This window comes from Flavobacterium sp. HSC-61S13, assembly GCF_024171535.1.
GTDB lineage: Bacteria > Bacteroidota > Bacteroidia > Flavobacteriales > Flavobacteriaceae > Flavobacterium.
In genome coordinates this window covers 374707-397786 of the sequence record NZ_JALJZV010000001.1, presented here as the reverse complement: position 1 = coordinate 397786, position 23080 = coordinate 374707, and the positions used below count along the sequence as shown (strand labels likewise).

Below are 23080 nucleotides of genomic sequence, written 5' to 3'. Positions count from 1 at the left end.
ACAACACAAATCAAAAAATAACATAAAAAACTGTAATACAGGAAATTAAAAATTATCCTTCAAAATATTAAAATCGATAATTTTAAATTAAGAACAGAATGGTCTATTTTTAAACCTAAAGAAATATCTTAATTAAAAGTTAATAAACAAAAATATCAGCAAACTAAACTCAATTATAAATTCACTAAAAACCATAATCCGATAGGAATAATACAAAACAATAGATCTTCCTTAAAGTCAACTATCATACAAATAAATAGTAATTTAACTCGATAAGTTTCAACTCTATTCTAAAAAATTTCGATTTAGTTATCCAATTAATGCTAAATCCCCTTTCCATTACAATGAAAAAAAAATTAAAGAAATACAAAATTATCCTTATAATTCTATGCCTTGCCACTGGCTTAACCTGCTTCCTGGTTTATACCACTAAAAGGGAAAAGACTCCATCTTTTGCTAAAGAACGCTTTGGTTATAAGGAGCTCGATTCACTATTAAATACTGATAGAGGAATCGTAGAAACTAAGATTAAAGCATTGGAACAAACGTTAAAAACTTCTACTCAAACGGAAGATTCGGCCTACTACTATTTTTATAAACTAAAATTGGATATAAAGCGCGAGCAACTAGATAGTGTTTCTTTATATTTAACAAAAAGCATCCAAAATGCAGAAAAGAGTCACGATGTACCTTTACTCCTTCAAATCAATAAAACCGCAGGTAAATTCTATTTAAAAAGCAGCGACTATGTAAAGAGCTTAGAACATTTTACGAATGCGATGAACTTGATTTACGATCAACCTCAAAGTGAAAGTATGGCCGATATTTATATCGGAATGGCCGGTGTTTACTTTTATTTGGAAGACTTAGACCAAACTAAACATTACAGTAATTTAGCGCATGATATCTATGTAGCTTTAGACATCAAAAAAGGACAGGCCTCTTTCTACACCAATATGGCCAACCTATCCTACATAAAGAGAGAAGAAAATTTGACTATTGATTATTTGCAAAAATCGATAAAACTGTCCGAAGAAATTAAGGACACCCTAACCATCGTCAGCAATTTAAATACTTTAAGTATCCTAGAACTGAATAAGAAACAATATACTCGGGCTATTGAATATCTAGATAAAGCTTATCCGATGGCGCTTGCCATTGAATCGCTGGATTTACAAACCACTATTTTGTGCAATTACGGTTTGACCTATGAAGCCTTAAAGGAATATGATAAGAGTCTTGCATACTATGATCAAATAAAAAAAATCGGCACTGCTGACTCCCTAAGAACCAAAATGATTATTCTTAGTTCCTTAGCTCGCATTTCGGAAAATCAAGGTGATTTCCAAAAAAGCAACGAATATCTAAAAGAATTTTATCAATTAATTGATCAGGTGAAGGGAACCGCTGTCACCCAGAAGACAGAAAAAATAAGGTGGGAAAATCTGCTAAAGGAACAGGCTTATAAACAAGAAATAACCGAACAAGACCATAAATTCAGAACCTATATCTATAGTTTTATCACCTTACTTACCATAGTACTGGCGGTTTTAATCTGGTATATGTATAAAAACAAAAGCAAAACACTGCGAATATCTCAATTGGAAAACAAAAACTTAGAAGAGAAAGTAGCCATTGAAAAAGAACTCAAACGCATTCAAGAAACATTGCATGCTAATGAGCTGGAATTACTCCATAAGGAATTAACAGCATTGAACATCCAAATGCTTACAAAAAACAACTTTGTCACTGAAATGAAAGAAATTATCACCACTAAAAACGAACCACAAAGTTCGGACAAAGTACTTAAACAATTGGAACATTCCATTAATCGAATGACCAATGTCGATAAGGACTGGAGTCAATTTCAAAAAGTGTTTCAAAAAGTGCATCCTGATTTTTTCAATTACATTCAAATAAACTTCCCTCAAGTATCTAAAAGTGAATTGCGTATTTGTGCATATATCAAAATAAATATGGCGAATACAGAAATGGCCTCATTACTGAACATCAGTCACAAAAGCCTGATCACGAGTCGTTATAGAATTAGAAAAAAATTAAATCTCGACAGTACACAAGATCTCGATAAGTATATACAATCGCTATAAAAGATTTGGTTGTTAATACCATGTACGACCTAATGTACTCAAAAAACGGTTTCATTGATTTCCACAATAACCAAAAAAAGGGGCTGTCTTTATCGGACAACCCCTTGGCAATTTCAGCAAAAGAAAATACTAACCAACCTTACACTGAAAAAAAACATTAAAAATACCTTGGCGAACTCGATACTCTTTTAGAGAAGTAAATATCGTAAAGCAAAATAAATTCGTGTGATGCTTTGCCTTTAACCTTTAAATCGGACATCACATGATCATAAGCATATCCAACCCGTAGATTTGGCGTGATTCTATAATTAACCATACCGCCGATAGCATCGTCAATACGATAGTTTGCACCAATTTCAAATTTGTTGATATACATTAGGTTTACCGATATATCTGCTGATACCGGTGCATCCGTTGCATATTTAACCATAAAATACGGTTTCAACTTAAAATCGCGATTCAATTCAAATACATAGCCTCCAGTCAAAAAGGCGTGCATCACTTGACTACCGTACTTTTTACCTTCATAGTCCAAATAACGTCCCTTTAACATATTGGGCACACCCAACCCCACATAATAGTTTTGAGTATAATAAAAAGCTCCTGCACCTATGTTGAAAAGCGTACTTTTAGAATCTTCTGCAAAAGACGGATCATTGGCATCCATATAACTTTCACTGCCTATATCAGAAAACAAACCAATATCGTGCAGCGTTACTCCCGCTTTAAGTCCTAGAGCTAATTTATGCTCACCTCCCAAATCTAAGGTATAAGAAAAGTCTCCATAGATATTATTTTCTTTAACCGGTCCGATTTTATCGCTGATCACCGAAAGGCCCAATCCCACTTTCTTACCGACACGAGTATGTCCAAACAAGGTTCCCGTTTGAGGAGCTCCATCAAGACCCGCCCATTGCTGGCGGTATAACAAGCCCATCGATAACGACTCCTGAGATCCTGCATAAGCGGGGTTAACCACACTCATATTGTACATGTATTGGGTGTAATGAGGTGCTTGCTGTGCAAAAACCCCACCCAGACAACAAAACACGGTAAATGCTACGATACTGATTTTTTTCATAGTTGTTATCTTTTTTTATTTATTGATCTGAACCCAACCGGTTCTCGTTTTATGATGAGATACTACCACATAATAATAAGTCCCGTCAGGCAATATATTTCCTTTAGTTCCCTGTCCAAACCATTGATTGGTATAATTGCCTTCGTAATTATATACCTCAACACCATAACGGTTGTATATAGTCAAACTCGTTGCCCCGTGTTGAGACAAATCAAAACGATCGTTTAAACCATCTCCATTAGGCGAAATACCTTTTGGAATTGGACACTCTTCATAAGTAACTGTATAGTTGCTTTGATCGGTACAGAGTCCATCCGCTGACGCGGCATAAATGTAAATCACTCGTCCAAAAGGAATCAAGCTACCTACAGCCAGTTCCTCGCCCTTCCCATCAGCTTCTGTATAGTATTTATTGAACGGCGATAGCGGTGCCAATTGATGCACGGTACAGCTTAAAACCAAGTCTTCATATACATCTGCTTGAACGGCTGCTGTGATCGTTACCTCATACGTACTCTCCTCATAACATCCCTCTTCTGTATTTTGCTGTAATATATAAATGGTATGTTTACCTGTAATATTCAAGTTTTCCCCTGCTTTATATTCCTTACCACTTGCTCCAGATTCTAAATAATAACGTTGATTGGGTTCTAAATCTGGAAATGTATATACATCACATACAGTTACATTATCAAAAGCCGTTGGTATACTTCCCTCAGTCGCTTTTAAAGTCAGCTCAAAAATTTCACTACAACCCGTTCTAATATCTTCGATTAACAAATAAATCATTACATCTTTACCATCGGGCTTAAAAAGATAATTTGTCGGTTGCGCAATAGAATTCTCCTTAGATTGAGCATCTTCTTGCGTTTGATAATAGATGACCTTATAATTATTTCGATCTACTTTCGAAAACATGTCTGGTTCTCCCTCGGTCAGGTTTATAGATACTAGCTCTAATGAGCTTCTACAGAATGATACCGGTTTTGGAGATGCTACAACGGTCGAAATAGCCGGATAAACTTCCACCTTTACACTGCCATTAACTTCACAATTAAAAGCCCCATAATGGCATACTACCTTGTAAACACCAGATTCGAAAACCTCTAAATCCGGTAAATTGGCTCCGGGAATCATTTCCTCATCTTTATACCATTGGATCGTATTGTCTTCGGTTCCCAATCCAGATTTAATAACACTAGAAGCACCACTACAAAGTGCTGTACCGTTTTCTACAAGAAGATCTGCACCCAAATCTAGAGTACCTATATCAAAACTTGATGCGTTAAAAAATACCGCAGAAGTATGCGCTACATTGGTACAAAAATCCATCACAGCCAATTTGATGTGGTATTTACGACCAGGCACCACCTTTACTGTTTCTGATTCCATCGGTACGGTCATACCGACAAAATCAATTGGAGCTGCAATCGGACTGTCTTGATTATTGGCATAATGCTTCCAATAATACTCTGGATTCGCACTACTGCAAGAAATACCGGATTTACTAGCATCGCGGATATTGTTTAAAGCAATAGAAGTATTGGTGCCGGGTAGTTTCGCTAAATTTTGTCCTTCTCCAGTAGTCGAATCAATCAGCCAGGCAGCAAACAATGCTCCCGTATCACAAATATGCATACAATTGATGATATAACTATTCGAAGCAAATAGATATTCAAATTTGATGCTGTCTTTAATCGGAACAAAATCAAATTCAATTTGAGTAACTCTTTTATCGGGTAAAGGACCGCCACCAGCATCCAAAATGGCATCGTTAATGTCTTTATCTCCAACCCAACGATTTTTATTCGTCCCTCTAAAACTATTGGCACCTATATGTGGTCCTGGTACATATTTTACTTCACTAGTCGACAAGACTATTCCCTCATCAAAAGGAAATATCGAATTCTTTTTATTAAAGTAACCGATGGTATTGATCTTTTGAGCTTCTACACTTCCATCGCCAACCTGATAATGCACATTGGATACTACATCACAATTTGACTTTACTAAAATGTCTTTAACCAATTCTTCAACCGTATATTTTTCACCACTCGGGCTCACCTCAATGGCTCCGTTCTTTGAAGTAGTTATACAAAGATTAAAAATAAAATCATAGACTTTATTCGTTGGAGAAACCCCTAACCTCAGGTAATACTTTTGGCCGGGTATCAAATTCAAAAACATCTTTTCGCTGGAGTTTGGAAAGAAACTAAAGCAATCTGAAGCAAACGTATTGGCAGTGATCGAACCGCAAGGTTGATCGTATAATGTGGCGTACACATAAGGTAAAGGCTCGCTATCAGAGATGCTCTTTAAATCCGTCAAATGCAACATATGTGATGTTGCAGTAGCCGTAAACTCAAACCACACATCTTTGGCAATATTATTTGAATTACATGTCGGAACGACCGTAGTAGAAACAGTCGCTTCCAATAAAGTTCCTGACACGGTTTTAATACATTCTAAATCGTCATTGACTGGTATATTAATTGCACCGCTACAGTTGTCATTTCCTCCAACCTGAGTAGCTGTTGCATAGGCTGTAGACCAATTTCCATAGGTTTTTCCGTCTTCACATTGAGCACGAACATAAATTTTATAGGCCTTACCAGCATCTAATCCGTTAATTGTCGTTTTTGGATTACCTGACACTTTTTGCGTCTTGATCGGTACATCTTTTTCATCGTCCGCATAACCGACAACGATAACCTCCCAATTTGTAATCCCGCCATTCTGCTGCCATTCTACATCCATACTCGATGTAGTAATGTTTGAAGTTGTAACATAATACGGTTCTTCACACCCCTGCGCTTTATTTATACTCACATGATCCAAATATAAATACGAAAAAGCCGTGTTTTCTGATTTTACGTGCCATGCCAAATTGACATCGCCTTTTATACCATTGATGAATACAACCTGTTCCACATAATTTCCAACACGGTAGTTTTTTGAACTCAACACCGTAGTCGTAAAATTCGAAGGATCGATACCCTGAGTGGATAACAACACTTCAAATTCATTGTTATAGGTTGTAGAAGCTGAAGTTTTATAATGATATTTCAACACATAAGTCCCCCCGTCTAAAGTGATTTTAGGAGTGATCAACCAATCATTCATCGGTTCCTTCTTCGAATCATTCACATAAAAATACAAGGCTTGATTTCCTTCATACGCACCGCTGTTAAACTTCCAATTAGTTCCTACGGGTACGACCTCACCTTTTTTATCGACTATAGTCCAACAACGAGCTGTTTTAGAGTCTTTATTAAAACCTTCCCAAAATGGACTGGCATACACACCGCAAAGCGTCGTAAAAACAAACGGGCCTTGCCATATACTTTGTCCTCCCGTAGGACATAGTGTTCGCACATAAAACTCATAGTCTACATTCGGCTCCAAAGATTTGCCAGACTGTTCGGAACTTACTGTATTCACTTTCATCATCGTTGCCGTTCCACTAGCTTTAGGAATTCCCTTGCCGCGCTCTTGAACATAGTACTCCCAATTAGTAGCACCAAAATCATCCGACCACAAAAGACTTACCTTTTGAGCTTCGAGGTCTTTAATTCCTAAATTTAAAGGTTCAGGACAGCCCGTAACCTCTTCGACAAAGACATTGTCTATATATAAATTTGTAGCTGCCGTTGTTGAGGTCACATGCCAAGCCATATGGATTTCACCACTCACATTAGAGATATAGACATATGCTTCTTTCCATTGATCACTTGGAGCATATTTGGCTTTTGCAACAACGACCGTATTAAATTTTTTAGTATCTATTCCTGTACTTGACAACAACACTTCAAATTCATAATCATTTGTAGTTGCTGCTGCTGTTCTGTAGTGGTATTTCAATCGATACATTTTTCCCGAATCAAATTTGATGGCCGGTGAAATCAACCAATCGTTATGCGGTCTTTGCGACACATTATTATTGGCTCCTATAAAATACATGGCCTGACTACCTTCATATCTCGTCGTTGCTGTCTTCCAAATGTTAGCCCCAGTCGGCGAAACGGCATCTGCATTTTCATCGATGATCGTCCAACAGTATATTGACGCCGCTCCCGAATTAAAACCTTCCCAAAAAGGGGTTTTCAGTACCCCACAAGCCGTTCTAAACTTAAAAGGCCCCGACCATATACTATAAGTTCCATCCCCGCAAACCGTACGGGTATACAACTCATATTCCGAATTGGGTTTTAAATTATTTCCCTTTTGAGTTTGGTTAACCGTATTTTCCTTTTGAGTGGTTGCAATTCCGTTGGCTGTCGGTGCTTTTTCTCCAGTGTCTTGCACCACATACTCCCATGCCTGTCCAAAATCATCACTCCAATATAGGGTGGCACTAGAATCCTTTTCATCTTTAACGCCTAAATTCATTGGTTCGGCACAACCTACCACTTCTTCAAACGATACGTTATCGATATACAAAGTCGTCATCGGACTTGCCGTAGTTACATGCCAAGCAATATTTATATTTCCTGCCATGCCTCCAACAATAGCTATTCGCTGGGTCCACTCACTGCTAAGATGTCCTCGATCGGTCGAGATCGTTTTGGTAAAATCGCTTATTGCTATTCCCTTATTGGACAACAGAACTTCAAAATCATTCTTAGTTGAAGCCGTACTTTTAACATGATATTTTAATCGATATAATTTGGTTGCGTCTAATTTAAAAGTTGGTGAAATCAACCAATCATCGTGTTTAGGTCTATTCGTTGAACCGTTAAAATACATGGCTTTATCGCCTTCAAAAGCACCGCTCCCATAAGGATACCAGATATTATTGCCTACATTGCTCGCGGCATCTTTGTTTTGATCTATAATAGTCCAACATCCTAAGGTTTTGGAGCCGGTATTAAAACCTTCAGCAAAAGGCAAACCCGTGGCATCACAAGGTGTCTTAAAAACAAATGGACCTAGCCAAAGACTGTTTTTACCCGTTCCACAACTCGAGCGAACAAAGAAATCATAAGAGGTATTCGGTTGTAAATTAGCACCACCAACACCCGAAGTTTTTAGAATGGTCACCGAAGTGGCTTTTGAAACGGTACCACTACCTATTGGAGCGAGTCCTGCACCCATAGGTTGAACATAATACTCCCAAGAACTGTTATTGGAATCTGTCCAAGACAACGTTGCCTTATCCTTTTCCAACCCTACAATAGTTATACTGTCATTCGGTCCTATACAATCTACTTTTGTGATAGTAACTGCGTCAACAAATAAGGTCGCTGATCCCTTTCCCATAACATGCCAAGCGATATTTATCTCACCCACGATATTACTGACATAGGTGGTCTTTTTTGTATAAGTAAGCAAATTAGATTTGATATTGGTCTCCAAAACAGTCGTAAAATCGCTTGGGTTAATACCGTCTTCTGACAGCAATAATTCGAATTCATTTTCACCTGAAGCCCCCGTTTTATAATAATAGGTAATAGCGAAGACTTCTCCATTCATGGTAACTGGAGGAGAAATCAACCAGTCATCGTGGTTTACATTCACATTATTTCCAACAAAATACATGGAGCGATCACCCTCATAAGGTGTATTGATAAATTGCCTCCAAGCATTATTTCCTGTGGGTAACTGATCGGTATTTCCATCGATAGTTGTCCAACAATCAAAGGTTGGTGAGCTGGTATTAAATCCTTCGGTAAATGGAAGTGCAACTGCACTACAAGTCGCCTTAAAACTGGAATTATATATCACGTTAAAACCGCTATTTGCAAAGAGCAAACAGCTAAATAATATCGCGACTATACCCGATAAAAATGTTATCCTGAATTTCATTATGGATGATAATTAGTTATTGCCGCTAAACTAATTACCCCATTCCAATTAACCAATTTAATTCAATAGACAAATGATAGACAGCTTTGTCGCTGCCCATTTCTCGATGTATAGATGCGCGGCTATGCCCATTAGCACCCATTATGGCTGTATTACAAATCATTAGATCGGCCTTGCCGTCTCTTTATTACCGATTGATTTGCACCCAACCCGTTTTGGTTTTACCATGCGCAATCACTACATAGTAATACGTGCCATCTGGTAAAAGCTTATCCGCTTTCCCTTGTCCGTACCACTGAGCGATATATTCGCCCTCAAAAACATAAACTTCGACACCATATCGGTTGTAGATTTTCATACTTGTAACACCGTGTTGAGACAAATCAAAACGATCATTCAAACCATCGTCATTAGGAGAAATACCTTTCTGAATTGGACAATCGGTGTAGCTGACTTCAAAACTATGTTCATCAGTGCACAAACCGTCATCAGACGAGGCATATATATATACAGTCTGAGCTTTCCGAACAACACTACCTGCTGCCAATTCTAAACCTTGACCACCGCTTTGTGTAAAGTATTTATTATACTTGGGTAGGGATACCAATGTATACAACTGACATTCATAATTAACATTCTCCAAAACTACAGCTTCGACTACAGCAGTAACGGTTACTCGATATGATATTTCTTCATAACAACCACCTCCATTGTCCTGAAATACATAAATGGTATAAAGTCCCGGAATATTTAATACATCGCCTGCTTTGTAAGAAATACCGCTTCTAGCAGTACCGCTATAATAAAACTGGTCACTTTCCAATTTTGGAAAGGCATAACTGGCACACACTACTTCGTTTTCTCGCTTTGTAGGGATAGATCCCGCTATTGGCTCTATGATCCAACTAAAAATTTCTGAACAAGTAGTATGGATATCCTTTACATTAATATACAAAATTTCTTCGGTTTCAGAAACTGTTATTTGATAATTTTTAGGATCAGTAATAGCATTAATTGACGCTTCTGCATCTGCCCTAGACTTATAATATATAAATTGATAGTTACTGCCATCTTGGTTAATGAGCATACCAGATTCGACTTCGGTCAAATCAAATTTTATCGAACCTAAAGCATTGCGGCAAACCTTTAAATTAACAGGTGCCTGGATCACAGATGAAATCGGCGGATATACCTCAACTTTAATCGTTCCCATCACCTCGCAATTAATCGACTCATATTTACCTACCACTTTATATTCACCGGATTCCTTGACTTCCAAATCGGCCTGATTCGCGTCAGGGATCAAAGTACCGTTCCTGTACCATTGTATGGTAATATCTTCTGAACCCAAACCTGAATTAAGAATTTTTGATTCCCCATCACACAGGGCATTACCACTATCGACGAGCATATCAACCCCCAAGTCTAGTTCTCCTAAGTCAAAACTTCCCGCGTTAAAAAATACGGCCGATGTATGACTCGTAGTAGTACAAAAGTCTATGACAGCCAATTTGATATGGTATTTTCGCCCTGGAATAACTTCGATCATATCAGAACTCATCGCCGTAGTCAAGCCAACAAAATCTATAGCTGCCTCGATTGGACTATCAAAGTGATCGTAATACTTCCAAAAAGATTCGGGATGCGAACTACCGCATGTTATACCCGACTTGGCAGCATCCTTAACCGTATTAATAGCAATTGGTGTATTGGTACCTGAAATCTTAGCCAAATTTTGACCTTCTCCCGTTGTAGAATCTACTAACCAAGCTGCAAATAAGGCTCCGGTGTTACAAACCTCTCCACAAAGTTTATGATAACTGTTTGATGCAAACAAATAATCAAATTTCAACTCTTTTTTAATTGGGATAAAATCAAATTCCACCTGAGTCACCCTTTTCTCCTGATAAGGCCCGCCACCAGCATCTTGGATAGCATCATTAATGTCTTTATCGCCTAGCCACCTTTGGTTATTGTCTCCACGAAAATCATTATAGCCTAAATAAGGCCCTGGTACATATTCTACATTATTGGTCGACAATACAATTCCTTCCTTAAACGGGAAATCAGATCCTGCTTTGTTGAAATAACCAAAGGTATTATAACTCATCGCCTTGCTGTTTCCATCCCCATTTTGATATTTTACATTAGTGACCAAATCGCAATTCGACTTTACAAAAACATCCTTAACCAATTCTTCAATACTGTACTTAATTCCACTCGGACTCACTTCCAGACCCGATGTTGCTGATGTTGTTAAACACAGTTTAAATACAAAATCAGATACCGTTGTTTCGGGTACCCCTAAACGCAAATAATACTTTCTCCCTACAACCAGATTTGACAATACCTTAGTATTGTTGCTTGAGGTCAGGCTAAAACACAAAACAGAATTTGCGGTTAACGATTGGCAAGGCTGGTCATATAAAACTGCATAAAGCTCTGGCGCACCACTTACACCTGAAATACTTACCAAACTAGTCAATGTCAATAAATGTATTTTTGAGGCAGCTGTAAATTCAAACCAAATATCTTTAACGAGTTTTCCCGCATTGGTACAATTTGGTAATAACACGGTTGATTTAGTAATTCCAAATAAAGATCCCGAAGCCGTGCTGTCACAAATGATCGATGCATTAACCGGTATATTTAAGGCACCATCACAGTTGTCCTCTATACCAATTTTTGTTCCCGCATTGACAGCTGTTGACCAATCACTATTGGATTTAACATCAGTACATTGTGCACGCACATAAACGGTATATCCCTTACTCGCATCTAATCCACTAATTGTGGTTTTTGGATTGTCGCTGACCACGGCACTTTTAACAACCGACGAATTAACCGTCCCTGCTAAATCAACTACTAGGACTTCCCAGTTTGTAACACCTCCTAATTGTTGCCACTCCAAATCAAAACTGTTGCTGGTTTGATTGCTTATTTTTACAGCATATGGCTCTGGGCATGTTTCCACCTTCTTTAAATTTACATCATCCAAAAAGAAATAAGATGAAGTGGTATTTTGTGACTTTATATGCCATGCAATATTTATATCTCCATTTACTCCATTAAAAAATAAGACTTCTTCCACATACTCACCTACCCGATAATTCTGAGAACTTAAAAGAGAGGTATTAAACTTAGTAATCTCTTTACCAGTCATTGATAAAAGGACTTCAAATTCATTATTAAAAGTCAAAGTCGTCGTCGTTTTATATCGATATTTAAGCACATACATACCTCCATCTAAAGTAATGGTTGGTGAAATTAACCAATCGTTGAAAGGCTCTTTCTTACCATCGTATAAGTAAAAACTCATGCTTTGATTGCCCTCATACGCATTGCTATTGGTTTTCCAATTGGTTCCTTGTGGAACTTCAATACCGCTTTTATCTAATAAAGTCCAACATCTCATAGACTTGGAAGTGGTATTGAATCCCTCCCAAAACGGAGCCTTGTAAGCAGTACAACTCGTAACGAACTTAAACGGACCTGACCATATACTATAGCTACCATCACCACATATCGTACGCACATAAAACTCATAATCGGTATTGGCTTCTAAAATTTTCCCCGATTGCTCTACGCTAACCGTATTTTCCTTTAAAACTGTCGCAGTACCGGTTCCCTTCGGAATTCCCTTCCCTTCTTCTTGTATGTAGTACTCCCAAGAATTAGCCATAAAATCATCCGTCCAAGAGACTGTTGCCTTTTTGGTTTCTATATTTTTGGCCGTTAATTTTATAGGCTCAGGACACCCAAATACTTCTTCTACAAACACATTGTCGACAGTTAGATAAACACCTTTTGTCGGTGAAGTAACATGCCATGCTAAATTAACATCACCACTAACCCCGCTGATAAAAACATATTCTTGCTGCCACTCTATACTCGGATTGTATTTCTTCTTTGCAACAACCGACTTTGTAAATTGCTTGTTATCCAATCCCGAATTCGACAACAATACTTCAAATTCGTAATCCATATTCAAAACAGCTGCAACCTTGAAATGATATTTCAAACGGTATATTTTTTTACTGTCCATTTTGATTCTCGGAGATATTAACCAATCGTTATGAGGCAATTTGGCATTATCTAGACTATTGCCATAGAAATACATCGCCGCATTGCCCTCGTATGCTCCTATGTTATTACTGTGCCATATATTGCTAATTGTGGGCGCCGTTGCATCCTTGTTTTCATCAACGATAGTCCAACACGACAGTAACTTCGAATCCGAATTAAAACCTTCCCAAAACGGCATCGAAAAAACCTCACAAGCCGTCCTAAAAACAAAAGGCCCTGACCAAATGCTAAAATCGCCATTTCCACAAACCGTACGTACGTAATATTCGTATTCGGTATTCGATTCAAGATGCTTGCCTAAAAAATCCTTTGAAACGGTATTTTCCTTTGTATTTGTAGCAGTTCCTATACCATTGGGTGTTTTTCCTCCAGATTTCTGCAATACATATTCCCAATTACTGCCAAACTGATCCTCCCATACAAGGGTTACCTCGTTTACTTTCTCATCTTTAACATCTAAGTTAAGAGGTTCAGCACAGCCTTTTATTTCTTCGAGAAAAACATTATCTAAATATAATGCGGCATAACCTTTATCCGAAGTTATATGCCAAGCCAAATTAATATCTCCCCCAATCTTACCTATTATGATCGTTTCTTCCTGCCAAAGATCACTACTGTGTTGTTTTTTAATCGATAAAACTTTGCTAAAATCATTCAAAGCCGTACCATTATTTGAGAGTACCAATTCAAAGTCCGTCTTATAAGTTGCGTTGGTTTTATAGTGATACCTCAAACGATAAAATTTGTTTGGATCAAAAGTAAAAGTCGGCGAAATAAGCCAATCATCATTTTTAGTAGTCAGTGAATTACCTAAAAAATACATGGCCCGATCTCCCTCATATGTACCAAAATTATAAGGGTAAAAAATATTAGGTCCTGTGGTCGCTATTGCATCTTTATTGTTGTCAATAATACTCCAGCAATCCAAGGTTTTGGAAGTGCTATTAAATCCTTCCCAAAAAGGTAGAACACCAGTGTCACAAGGGGTTTTAAACCTAATCGGCCCAACCCAAAAACTGTGATCACCGCTACTATTACTGCATTTGGAACGCACATAAAATTCATACCAGGTATTGGGTATTAAGTTAACTCCACCACCATTGGTGGTTTTTAATACATTTACAGTAGTCAATTTGGACAACAATCCGCTTCCAATTGGGGGAATCCCAGATCCCATAGGTAACACAAAATACTCCCATAAGCTGTACGTATTGTCTGTCCATTGTATAGTTACTTCATCTTTTTTTAATTTACTTATAGTTATGTTATCATCGGGAGCCATACAACTTACCTGTTCAACCGTAACAAAATCAACACTTAAGGATGCTGTTCCTTTCGCTACGATATGCCAGGCAATATTGATATCTCCTGTGATGTTTTTGACATACAACACTTTTTTGACATAAGCAACGCTGTTCCTCTTGGAAGACGACTCCAAAACCCAAGTAAAATCCGAGGGATTTGTACCGTTTTTCGACAGCAAAACTTCAAATTCATTATCGTTAAAAGCACTTGTTTTATAGTGATAGGTAATCGCATAAATTCCTCCATTCATTCGAATACTTGGTGAAATCAACCAATCATTGTGTACTGCTGTAAGTCCAACACCACTAAAAGTCATAGCGCGATCCCCTTCTTGCGGTGCCGTTGCACTATATTTCCAAATATTATTTGCTGTAGTAGATGTCGCATCTTTATTTTCATCCAAAATAGTCCAACAATCGGCTGTTGGAGAATTGGAATTGAATTTCTCTATAAAAGGCAAAAGCTGCAGTGGACATGTTAAAGCAGAAGGAGATTTAAAACCAAAATCCAATAAGTTTTCAGAAAAGTTATTTGCAAAAAGCCAACAGCTAAAAAACAGGGTGATTATCCCAGTTATAAAAGTGAATTTAAATTTCATGCTAGTCCGTGTTTCGTTAATGATATTTATATTCACTAAACTAATGACTACCACAACATTAAACTATTTCAAAAAATAGACAAATGATAGACAATTCCTTTTAAAAAAAACATAGACCATTTCAAATCAAACACTTATAATAAAGAATAACAGCAGTTTTATAAAAACGCCTAAATGCTTACTGCTTATTATCGGATAAATCTGTTTAACTGGATGACATCTTGGGATAAAAAATTCCTTAAATTTTGCTGAGGTTTTCTCTATGATTTATCCAATCCGCTGTCATGTTCAAAAACTCATCGAATAATCAACACCTATAATCCTCATTTCACTTTCCATTTTCAGCACTTCAACCACTTCCTCCTTAAAACATAGAAAGAATCGAACTAGTTTTGATTTCACTAATAGTCAAAAAAAAAGAACCGATGAAACGTTTACTAGCGAAAAACACCCCAATATTCGTACTGTTTAGCACAGCTATACTTCTATTTCACAGCTGTAAACAAGCCGAAACTGAATCTCAAACAGAACTTGTAACCGTGCAAGCACAGTTACTTACACTTCACCCCACTACTGCTGTCATAGAACAATCCTTTCCTGCTAGTTTACAAGGGAAAGACAACATCCAACTTCGCCCACAAATCAGTGGATATATCGACAAAATTTTTGTTGATGAAGGTGCTTTTGTTCAAAAGGGACAAAATTTGTTTTTAATTAATGCCAGTGTATTTAACGAGCAAAAAAACACTGCTCTAGCAGCATTGTCCATGGCGAAATCTCAATTGGCTACAGCTCAATTGGAACTGGATAAATACAAAGCGCTCAGTGAAAACAAAGTGGTAGCTGACTTTCAGTACCAAAAGGCGCAGACGAGTTATGAGAATGCTCGAGCTGCTGTACAACAACAAAAAGCATTGCTAGCATCAGCAGAGGTAAATCTTGGTTTTGCACTTGTAAAAGCTCCTATAAGCGGTTACATAGGCAGAATCCACCATCGCGTAGGCGCCTTAGTTGGGCCAACGGACATTATAGCCTTGACAACTTTGTCGCAAGTAAGCGAAATTTACGCTTATTTCTCTCTTCCAGAAAATGAGATTTTAAAAATCAACAATATGCGAATAGGAACTACTTTGTTGGATAAACTCAAAACATTTCAGGATATTAATTTAGTCCTTGCCGATGGTACTCCCTATACGCATTTAGGTAAAATAGACATGATGGACGGTCAGTTTGATCCAAACACGGGTTCTGTAACCCTACGAGCTTCTTTCTCGAATCCCGCATCCTTATTGCGAACTGGGAATACAGGTAGAATTGTTTTAAAAACTACCGAATCAAGCGTATATAAAATACCATTACTAGCAACCTATGAAGTACAAGACAAACTCTTTGTAGGCTTGATTGACGGCAACCAAAAAATGGAGCTCTACGCTTTAAAAGATTATATCAAGTCAGCTAATTTTTACATCGTGAAATCCGGGTTTAAACCCGGTGATCGCATCGTTGCAAACGAGCTTGCAAACATTCCAGAAAATGCCTTGATTATGCCAAAAGAAGCTAACAAAAACACTGTAGACCATGTTGAATAAAATTATTAAAAGACCTGTACTTGCTACTGTCATCTCCTTGATTTTAGTATTACTGGGAATTGTCGGTTTACTGCGTATACCGATGACTCAATTTCCAGAAATTGCACCTCCTACGGTATTTGTAGCTGGTGTATATCCCGGTGCCAATGCCGAGAGTGTCATTCGATCGGTAATTACGCCATTAGAACAAGCCATCAACGGCGTGGAGAATATGCAATACATCACTTCGAGCGCATCCAATGACGGGAGTTTTTCCATTACGGTTATTTTTAAACAAGGGGTGGATCCCGATCAGGCTGCTGTCAACGTACAAAACCGTGTAGCTCAAGCCAATGCTCAACTACCCTCAGAGGTAATTCGACTCGGACTAACCACTACCAAACAGCAGACGAGCTACCTGATGATTGTCAATATCAACAGTGAGAAACCTGAAAAATACGATGAGGCCTTCTTACAAAACTATGCCAACATCAACCTTATCCCCGAATTAAAACGTATTCCCGGTGTTGGAAATGTCAGCCTCTTTGGTCAAAAAGACTATTCCGTTCGCGTATGGATAAATCCTACCAAACTCTCCAACTACGGGCTCGTACCTGCCGATGTGGAAACCGCTATCCAAAACTACAGTTTTGAAGCCTCACCAGGTAGTTTAGGTGAAGAAACAGATGCTTCGTTACAATATGTCTTGCGGTATAAAGGCAAACTAAACAAACCCGAAGAATTTGAAAAAATCATACTGCGCTCTAAAATAGATGGAGCGGTACTGCGTTTGGGAGACGTAGCGCGTATCGAATTTGGACTTTCCAATTATTCCAGCGATACCTACACCGATGGAAAACCTTCTGTGGTATTTGCTGTGCTTCAAGCCAGTGGTTCCAACGCGAATGACATTGCAATTGAAGTTCAAAAAACCTTGATTAATTTTCAAAAAAACGTACCTGACGGTATACACTTTGAAATTATCCAAAATATGAAAGACCGTTTGGACACATCTGTTTCACAAATGAAATGGACTTTGATCGAGGCCTTTATTTTGGTATTTATAGTTGTATTGATATTCCTTCAGGATTTTAGATCGACCATTATACCAGCTATCGCAGTACCGGTTTCCATTATTGGAACCTTCTTTTTCATCTATTTAATTGGATTTTCTATCAATGTTTTAACCTTATTCGCACTTGTCTTAGCCATTGGAATTGTTGTTGACGACGCTATTGTAGTAGTAGAAGCCGTTCACACCAAAATGCAGCAAACGGGACAAGAGGCCAAGGTAGCAACAGCCTCAGCAATGAGTGAAATCAGTGGAGCAATTATTTCGATTACATTAGTGATGTCTGCAGTATTTCTGCCTGTAGGCTTTATGGAAGGTCCTGCCGGTATCTTCTATAAACAGTTCTCCTATACCTTGGCAATTGCCATTTTAATTTCTGCAGTCAATGCCTTGACTCTGAGCCCTGCATTATGTGCTTTGATATTAAAAAACCACCAGTCTGATCCCAAGGCTACAAAGACGAAATTTACCCAACGTTTCGCCCAAGCATTCAACACGAGTTTTGAGCGTTTAACGGATAAATATATCGGTGCTGTTCGTTTTTTAGGTAAGAAAAAAGGAATGGCTCTAATCGCTTTGTCCCTAATTTCACTTGCCGCCTTTTTTGCGATGAATACTGCTCAGAAAGGATTTGTACCTGAAGAAGATGATAATAACCTCACTTTCGTAGTCAATCTACAAGCAGGGGCTAATCTTCAATTCGTCACCAAAGAAATGGAAAAGGCTACTCAGCTCGTATTGGAGCTTCCTGAAGTAAAAAGCATCAGCACCGTTTCTGGATTCAGTCTTTTCAGTTCCGGTTCTGCTCCGAACTCAGCTATGGGTTTCATCACCCTGAAAAACCCCAAAGATCGAGGGGACATATCGGATATCAACGAAGTAATGCAAAAAATAGAGCAAGCGATCAAAGGCGAGATTCAAGGGGAATTCTTGATTTTCCGTAACCCCGCTGTAGAAGGTTTTGGTACAGCTGGTGGTGTAGAATTTGTTTTACAGGACAGAACCTCTGGTACTATTTCTGATTTTGAAGCTGTTAGTCAAAAGGTTATTTCCGAACTTAACAAACACTTAGAGATCGGTATGGCCTTTACTTCCTTCCGAAGTGATTATCCGCAATATGAAGTAATTTTAGATGAAGATAAAGCCCAACAATTGGGGCTAACACCAAAAGAAATCATGGATGCTTTACAATTGTATCTAACCGGATCACAAACCACTGATTTTATTCGCTTCGGTAGACTATACCGTGTCAACGTACGTTCTGAAGCAGCCTTCCGAAAAGACGAAGCTTCTTTAAACAATATTATGATCCGAAACAACCTTCAGCAAATGGTACCTATATCCACCTTAGTGGGCTTAAAAAAAGTATTTGGTCCACAAGGGATAAGTCGTTATAACCTCTACAACAGTATAAGTGTTAATGTTAATGCAGGCAATGGTGCAAGTAGTGGAAAAGTGATGAGTATAATAGACGAAGTACTGCAAAAAGAACTGCCAAAAGGATACAGTTATGAATATGGTGGTTTGAGTTTACAAGAACGTAACTCCGGCTCTCAAATGATCTTTATCTTTGGATTGAGTATCCTTTTTGTGTACTTTCTGCTAGCAGCTCAATATGAAAGTTATCTACTGCCATTAGCAGTAATACTTTCCTTACCAACTGGAATTTTAGGTGTATTTATAGTAACCGGATTAGCTGGTATTGACAATAATATATATGTTCAAATTGCTTTAATCATGCTTGTGGGACTGCTTGCAAAAAACGCTATTTTGATCGTTGAATTCGCCTTACAACAACGTCGAGCTGGTCTCAGTGTTTTCGAGTCGGGTATTGCAGGAGCTAAAATGCGACTACGTCCTATATTAATGACTTCCCTAGCTTTCGTGGCGGGTTTAGTGCCTTTGATGTTTGCCAAGGGCGGAACAGCTATAGGTAACCAATCCATCAGTATCAGTGCTGCAGGAGGTATGCTTAGTGGCGTTTTACTCGGTCTGTTAATTATACCGGTTTTGTATATGATATTTCAAAACTTACAGGAAAAACTAACTGCTAATAAACAATAAATAAAGATGAAAGGATTTATAAAACTAAACAGTGCTTTGTTAGTTGTTGTGTTCTTACAATCGTGTCAAGTGACCAAAGATTACGTGCGTCCTGAACTCAACCTTCCGACGAGTTTTCCCAATACTAGCCAAAATAGTGCAATAGAAATCATAGAAATTCCCGCTTATAATCAGTTTTTCGCTGACCGGGCATTGCTCGCAATTTTAGATCAAGTACTCGAACACAATTACGATTTACTCATTGCATCAGAGCATGTTTTAGCCGCGGAGGAAGTATTAAAAAGCATAAAACTCAACTACCTCCCAGAGGTTAATATGCAAGTGAATGCGGGTATACAACGCCTCTCCAAAAACAGCGCAATGGGCAGCACTGCAGCAAAAATTTTATCCGAAGAATATACCCTAACACCTAACCTTTCTTGGGATATCGATTTTTGGGGTAAATTAAAAAGGCAACGCGAAGGAGCCTTGTCAAATTACCTGGGGCAGGCTGAAAACCGAAGAGCCTTGCGCGTGCAATTAATTGCACAAGCAGCGCAATCGTATTATAATCTATTGAGTCTTGATGAGCAGTTGCGCATCACTCAAGCAGTAGAAAAAAGCATGGAAGAAACCCTATTGATGCTAAAAACACAGTACATCGTTGGAGAAGTTAGTAGCTTAGCAATAAAGCAATCGGAAGTACAATTAGCAGAAACTAGGGCAATCATTCCCGACATTAAATCCAGTATCAAAATTCAGGAAAACACTTTACAGCTTCTAGCAGGTAATTATCCCGATACGGTTGTGCGTGCACAATCACTAACACAAGCCGCATTCTCGCAACAGCTCGAAGCTGGTACTCCTATTAGCTTACTGGCCAATCGTCCAGACGTGAAACAAGTCGAATTACATTTGCAAGAAGCCAATGCCCGCCTAGGAATTGCTAAAACGGAATTCTATCCGAGCTTAAAAATCACCGCTCAAGGCGGGCTGAATGCCATCAAAGCAAGCCAGTGGTTTTCCCTTCCCGCATCCCTATTCGGAACGGCAGCAACTGGATTGACACAACCCCTATTCAACAAACGATCAATTAAAAGCGCTTACGAACAAGCCATACATCAAAGAGAAGCTGCGGTACACGAATTCAGGAAATCGGTTTTGGTCGCTGTAGAAGAAGTGAGTACTGCACTGAGCACCATCAACTACATACAAGAACAAATGCTAATAATTAACTACCGGGTGACCACTATGGATAAAGCAATCGTTGATGCTCAACTACTCTATAAATACGGTGAAGCCAATTACCTAGAAGTACTAAGCATACAACAAAGCTATTTCCAGACTGCCTTAGCACATACTATTGCTCAGCAAAAGGAAATAAATGCTTACATTGCCTTATATAAATCTTTAGGTGGTAATTAATCAATGATCGATAAGATAAATTCTAGTAACCATTTGTGGAAACGATTATTCCACTGGAGCGGCATACCGGTTTCACTGGCCTTGGCCAATTTGGTACAATACCTTCTAAATCCTTCAAGCAGTTGGTGGGATTTTTATACACAAGCTAAATGGTCGGAAATAGGAATTACCCTACTCGGAGGTATACTGATGTATGCAGTGTTGTTTTGGGTAATTCGATTACTATCACAATGGGTTAATCGTCAATTGGTTTCTAATAACAACATCCTTATTCAATTTATGATTACCACGGGAGTAGTCATTGCTTGTATGTTCTTACTTTTGTGTCTGGAAAACATAGTTTATGAATGGATCTGGCCCGATCCGTCGACCAACAGTCAGGAGATTGAATTGTCTATTAGATACTATTTGGTGGTTAATTTAGTGGTAGCAGCATTTGTAAATAGTTTTTATAATTCCTTTTTATTCTTTGAACAGTGGAAATCTAAAGTCATTGAAAGCAATCAACTCGAACTCCTCTCTCATCAACTGAAACAAAATGCCTTACAAGCCGAATTAGAAGTTTTAAAATTGCAATTGGATCCCCACTTTCTATTTAACAATTTTAGTATACTAACCCAATTGATAGAGACCGATCAGAAATCTGCTCAAGAATTTTTGTCCAATCTTTCGCGTATGTACCGCTATATTCTCACTACTGGAAAAAAAGATGTAGTAACTTTGGAAGAAGAATTGAAATTTGTAGAGATGTATTTTCACCTCATTAAAATTCGTCATGGCCAGAGCATTCATCTATCAGTTAAGATAACCAATAGCGATAAAACGAAGGGAATTCCACCAGTGACACTTCAATTATTGTTAGAAAATGCAATTAAGCATAATATTTCTACTATAAAACAACCCTTGTATATGTCGATTGAAAGTTTAGGAGGGGGATATATCAGCGTAAAAAACAATTTGCAAGCAATTCATATCGATTATAAAACAACGGGAATGGGATTGAAAAACATTCACGAACGCTATCAATTATTACAAAGTACAAAACCCGAAATCATCATCAATGAAAATTCATTTATTATTAAACTGCCTTTGCTCCATCTATAAAACCAAGTAAGATGAATTACCTGATTATTGAAGACGAACGATACAACGCCGAACTACTCGAAAGTTTAGTCCGTAAAGTAGATTATACAGCAAATTTACTAGCAGTACTACCAAGTATACAAGAAAGTGTCGAATGGCTTGACTCGCAAGCTAAACCAGACGTTATTTTTATGGATATTAGACTTGCCGACGGTTTATCTTTTGAAATTTTTAAGCAAATACAAATTCAGTCCCCAGTGATCTTTACTACGGCCTATGATGAATATGCCTTACAGGCTTTCAAAGTATATGGGGTCGCTTATTTATTAAAACCGATCGAAATTGAAGAACTAACCGAAGCTTTGCAAAAAATACGGCAACTCAAAACACTACTTACCAACGAAGACGTCACTGCGCTTTTAACGATGTTAAAAACGGAACAGAAAACATATAAAACCCGTTTTTTGTTGCATCATCGCGAAACTTACAAAATGATTGCAGTGACAGATATTGATTATATTACTTTGGAAAATAAAACAGTCTATTTTAAACTATTGAGTAATACGAGATTTGCCGTTCCTTACACCCTGGATGAACTGGAAGAACAATTGGACCCACAATTATTTTTTCGTGTAAACAGACAGTACATTTTACATATAAATAGTATTGATAGTATTCATAAACACTTTAATGAAAAATTAAAAATCATACTCAGAAAAGATCGCGATGCAGAAGTCATCGTTAGCCGTATCAAAATGCCTCAATTTAAATTATGGCTCAATCAATAATTATTTAGTACAGTCTTCTTGTTATATAATTTAATTCATAAAAAAAGCAGTTACTTCGGTAACTGCTTTTTTTATGGATTTTAAATTTTTAATACGAGGCATTAATCTTACTTTGATC

Annotated in this window: 9 protein-coding genes; 6 read left to right on the top strand and 3 right to left on the bottom strand. The window is 37.9% G+C overall.

The features are described 5' to 3' along the window. Window positions 1-344 precede the first annotated feature (344 nt). Entirely contained in the window at window positions 345-2108 is a 1764-nt protein-coding gene (locus L1275_RS01670) for a hypothetical protein (RefSeq protein WP_253469053.1), read from the top strand. Window positions 2109-2265: 157 nt separating this feature from the next. Here the strand turns inward: L1275_RS01670 and L1275_RS01665 are convergent, their stop codons facing one another. The 3 genes from L1275_RS01665 to L1275_RS01655 form a co-directional block, all read right to left on the bottom strand. Then, window positions 2266-3189, bottom strand: coding sequence for a type IX secretion system membrane protein PorP/SprF (locus L1275_RS01665; RefSeq protein ID WP_253469051.1), 924 nt, complete (start codon window positions 3187-3189; stop codon window positions 2266-2268). A gap of 15 nt (window positions 3190-3204) precedes the next feature. After that, window positions 3205-8994 (bottom strand): choice-of-anchor J domain-containing protein, encoded by a 5790-nt coding sequence (locus tag L1275_RS01660; protein WP_253469049.1) that lies wholly within the window; start codon window positions 8992-8994, stop codon window positions 3205-3207. A gap of 187 nt (window positions 8995-9181) precedes the next feature. Further along, window positions 9182-14983: a choice-of-anchor J domain-containing protein gene (locus tag L1275_RS01655; RefSeq protein ID WP_253469047.1), complete on the bottom strand. Its 5802-nt coding sequence runs from the start codon at window positions 14981-14983 to the stop codon at window positions 9182-9184. Between the two features lie 425 nt (window positions 14984-15408). Here L1275_RS01655 and L1275_RS01650 point away from each other — a divergent pair, with 425 nt between their 5' ends. From L1275_RS01650 to L1275_RS01630, 5 genes are read left to right on the top strand one after another with little or no spacing between them, the layout of a single operon-like run. Next, complete coding sequence (locus L1275_RS01650; RefSeq protein ID WP_253469045.1) at window positions 15409-16572, top strand: efflux RND transporter periplasmic adaptor subunit; 1164 nt, start codon at window positions 15409-15411, stop codon at window positions 16570-16572. Then, window positions 16562-19687: an efflux RND transporter permease subunit gene (locus L1275_RS01645; RefSeq protein ID WP_253469043.1), complete on the top strand. Its 3126-nt coding sequence runs from the start codon at window positions 16562-16564 to the stop codon at window positions 19685-19687. Before L1275_RS01650 ends, L1275_RS01645 begins: the two co-directional genes overlap by 11 nt. 6 nt (window positions 19688-19693) lie before the next feature. Beyond that, a complete protein-coding gene (locus L1275_RS01640; RefSeq protein ID WP_253469041.1) occupies window positions 19694-21091 on the top strand; it encodes an efflux transporter outer membrane subunit in 1398 nt (465 codons plus the stop codon). A 3-nt stretch (window positions 21092-21094) separates the two neighbouring features. Then, on the top strand, window positions 21095-22195 hold the full coding sequence (locus L1275_RS01635; protein WP_253469039.1) for a sensor histidine kinase: 1101 nt from the start codon (window positions 21095-21097) through the stop codon (window positions 22193-22195). Window positions 22196-22206: 11 nt separating this feature from the next. Continuing rightward, a complete protein-coding gene (locus tag L1275_RS01630) occupies window positions 22207-22962 on the top strand; it encodes a LytTR family DNA-binding domain-containing protein (RefSeq protein ID WP_253469037.1) in 756 nt (251 codons plus the stop codon). Window positions 22963-23080: the final 118 nt, after the last annotated feature.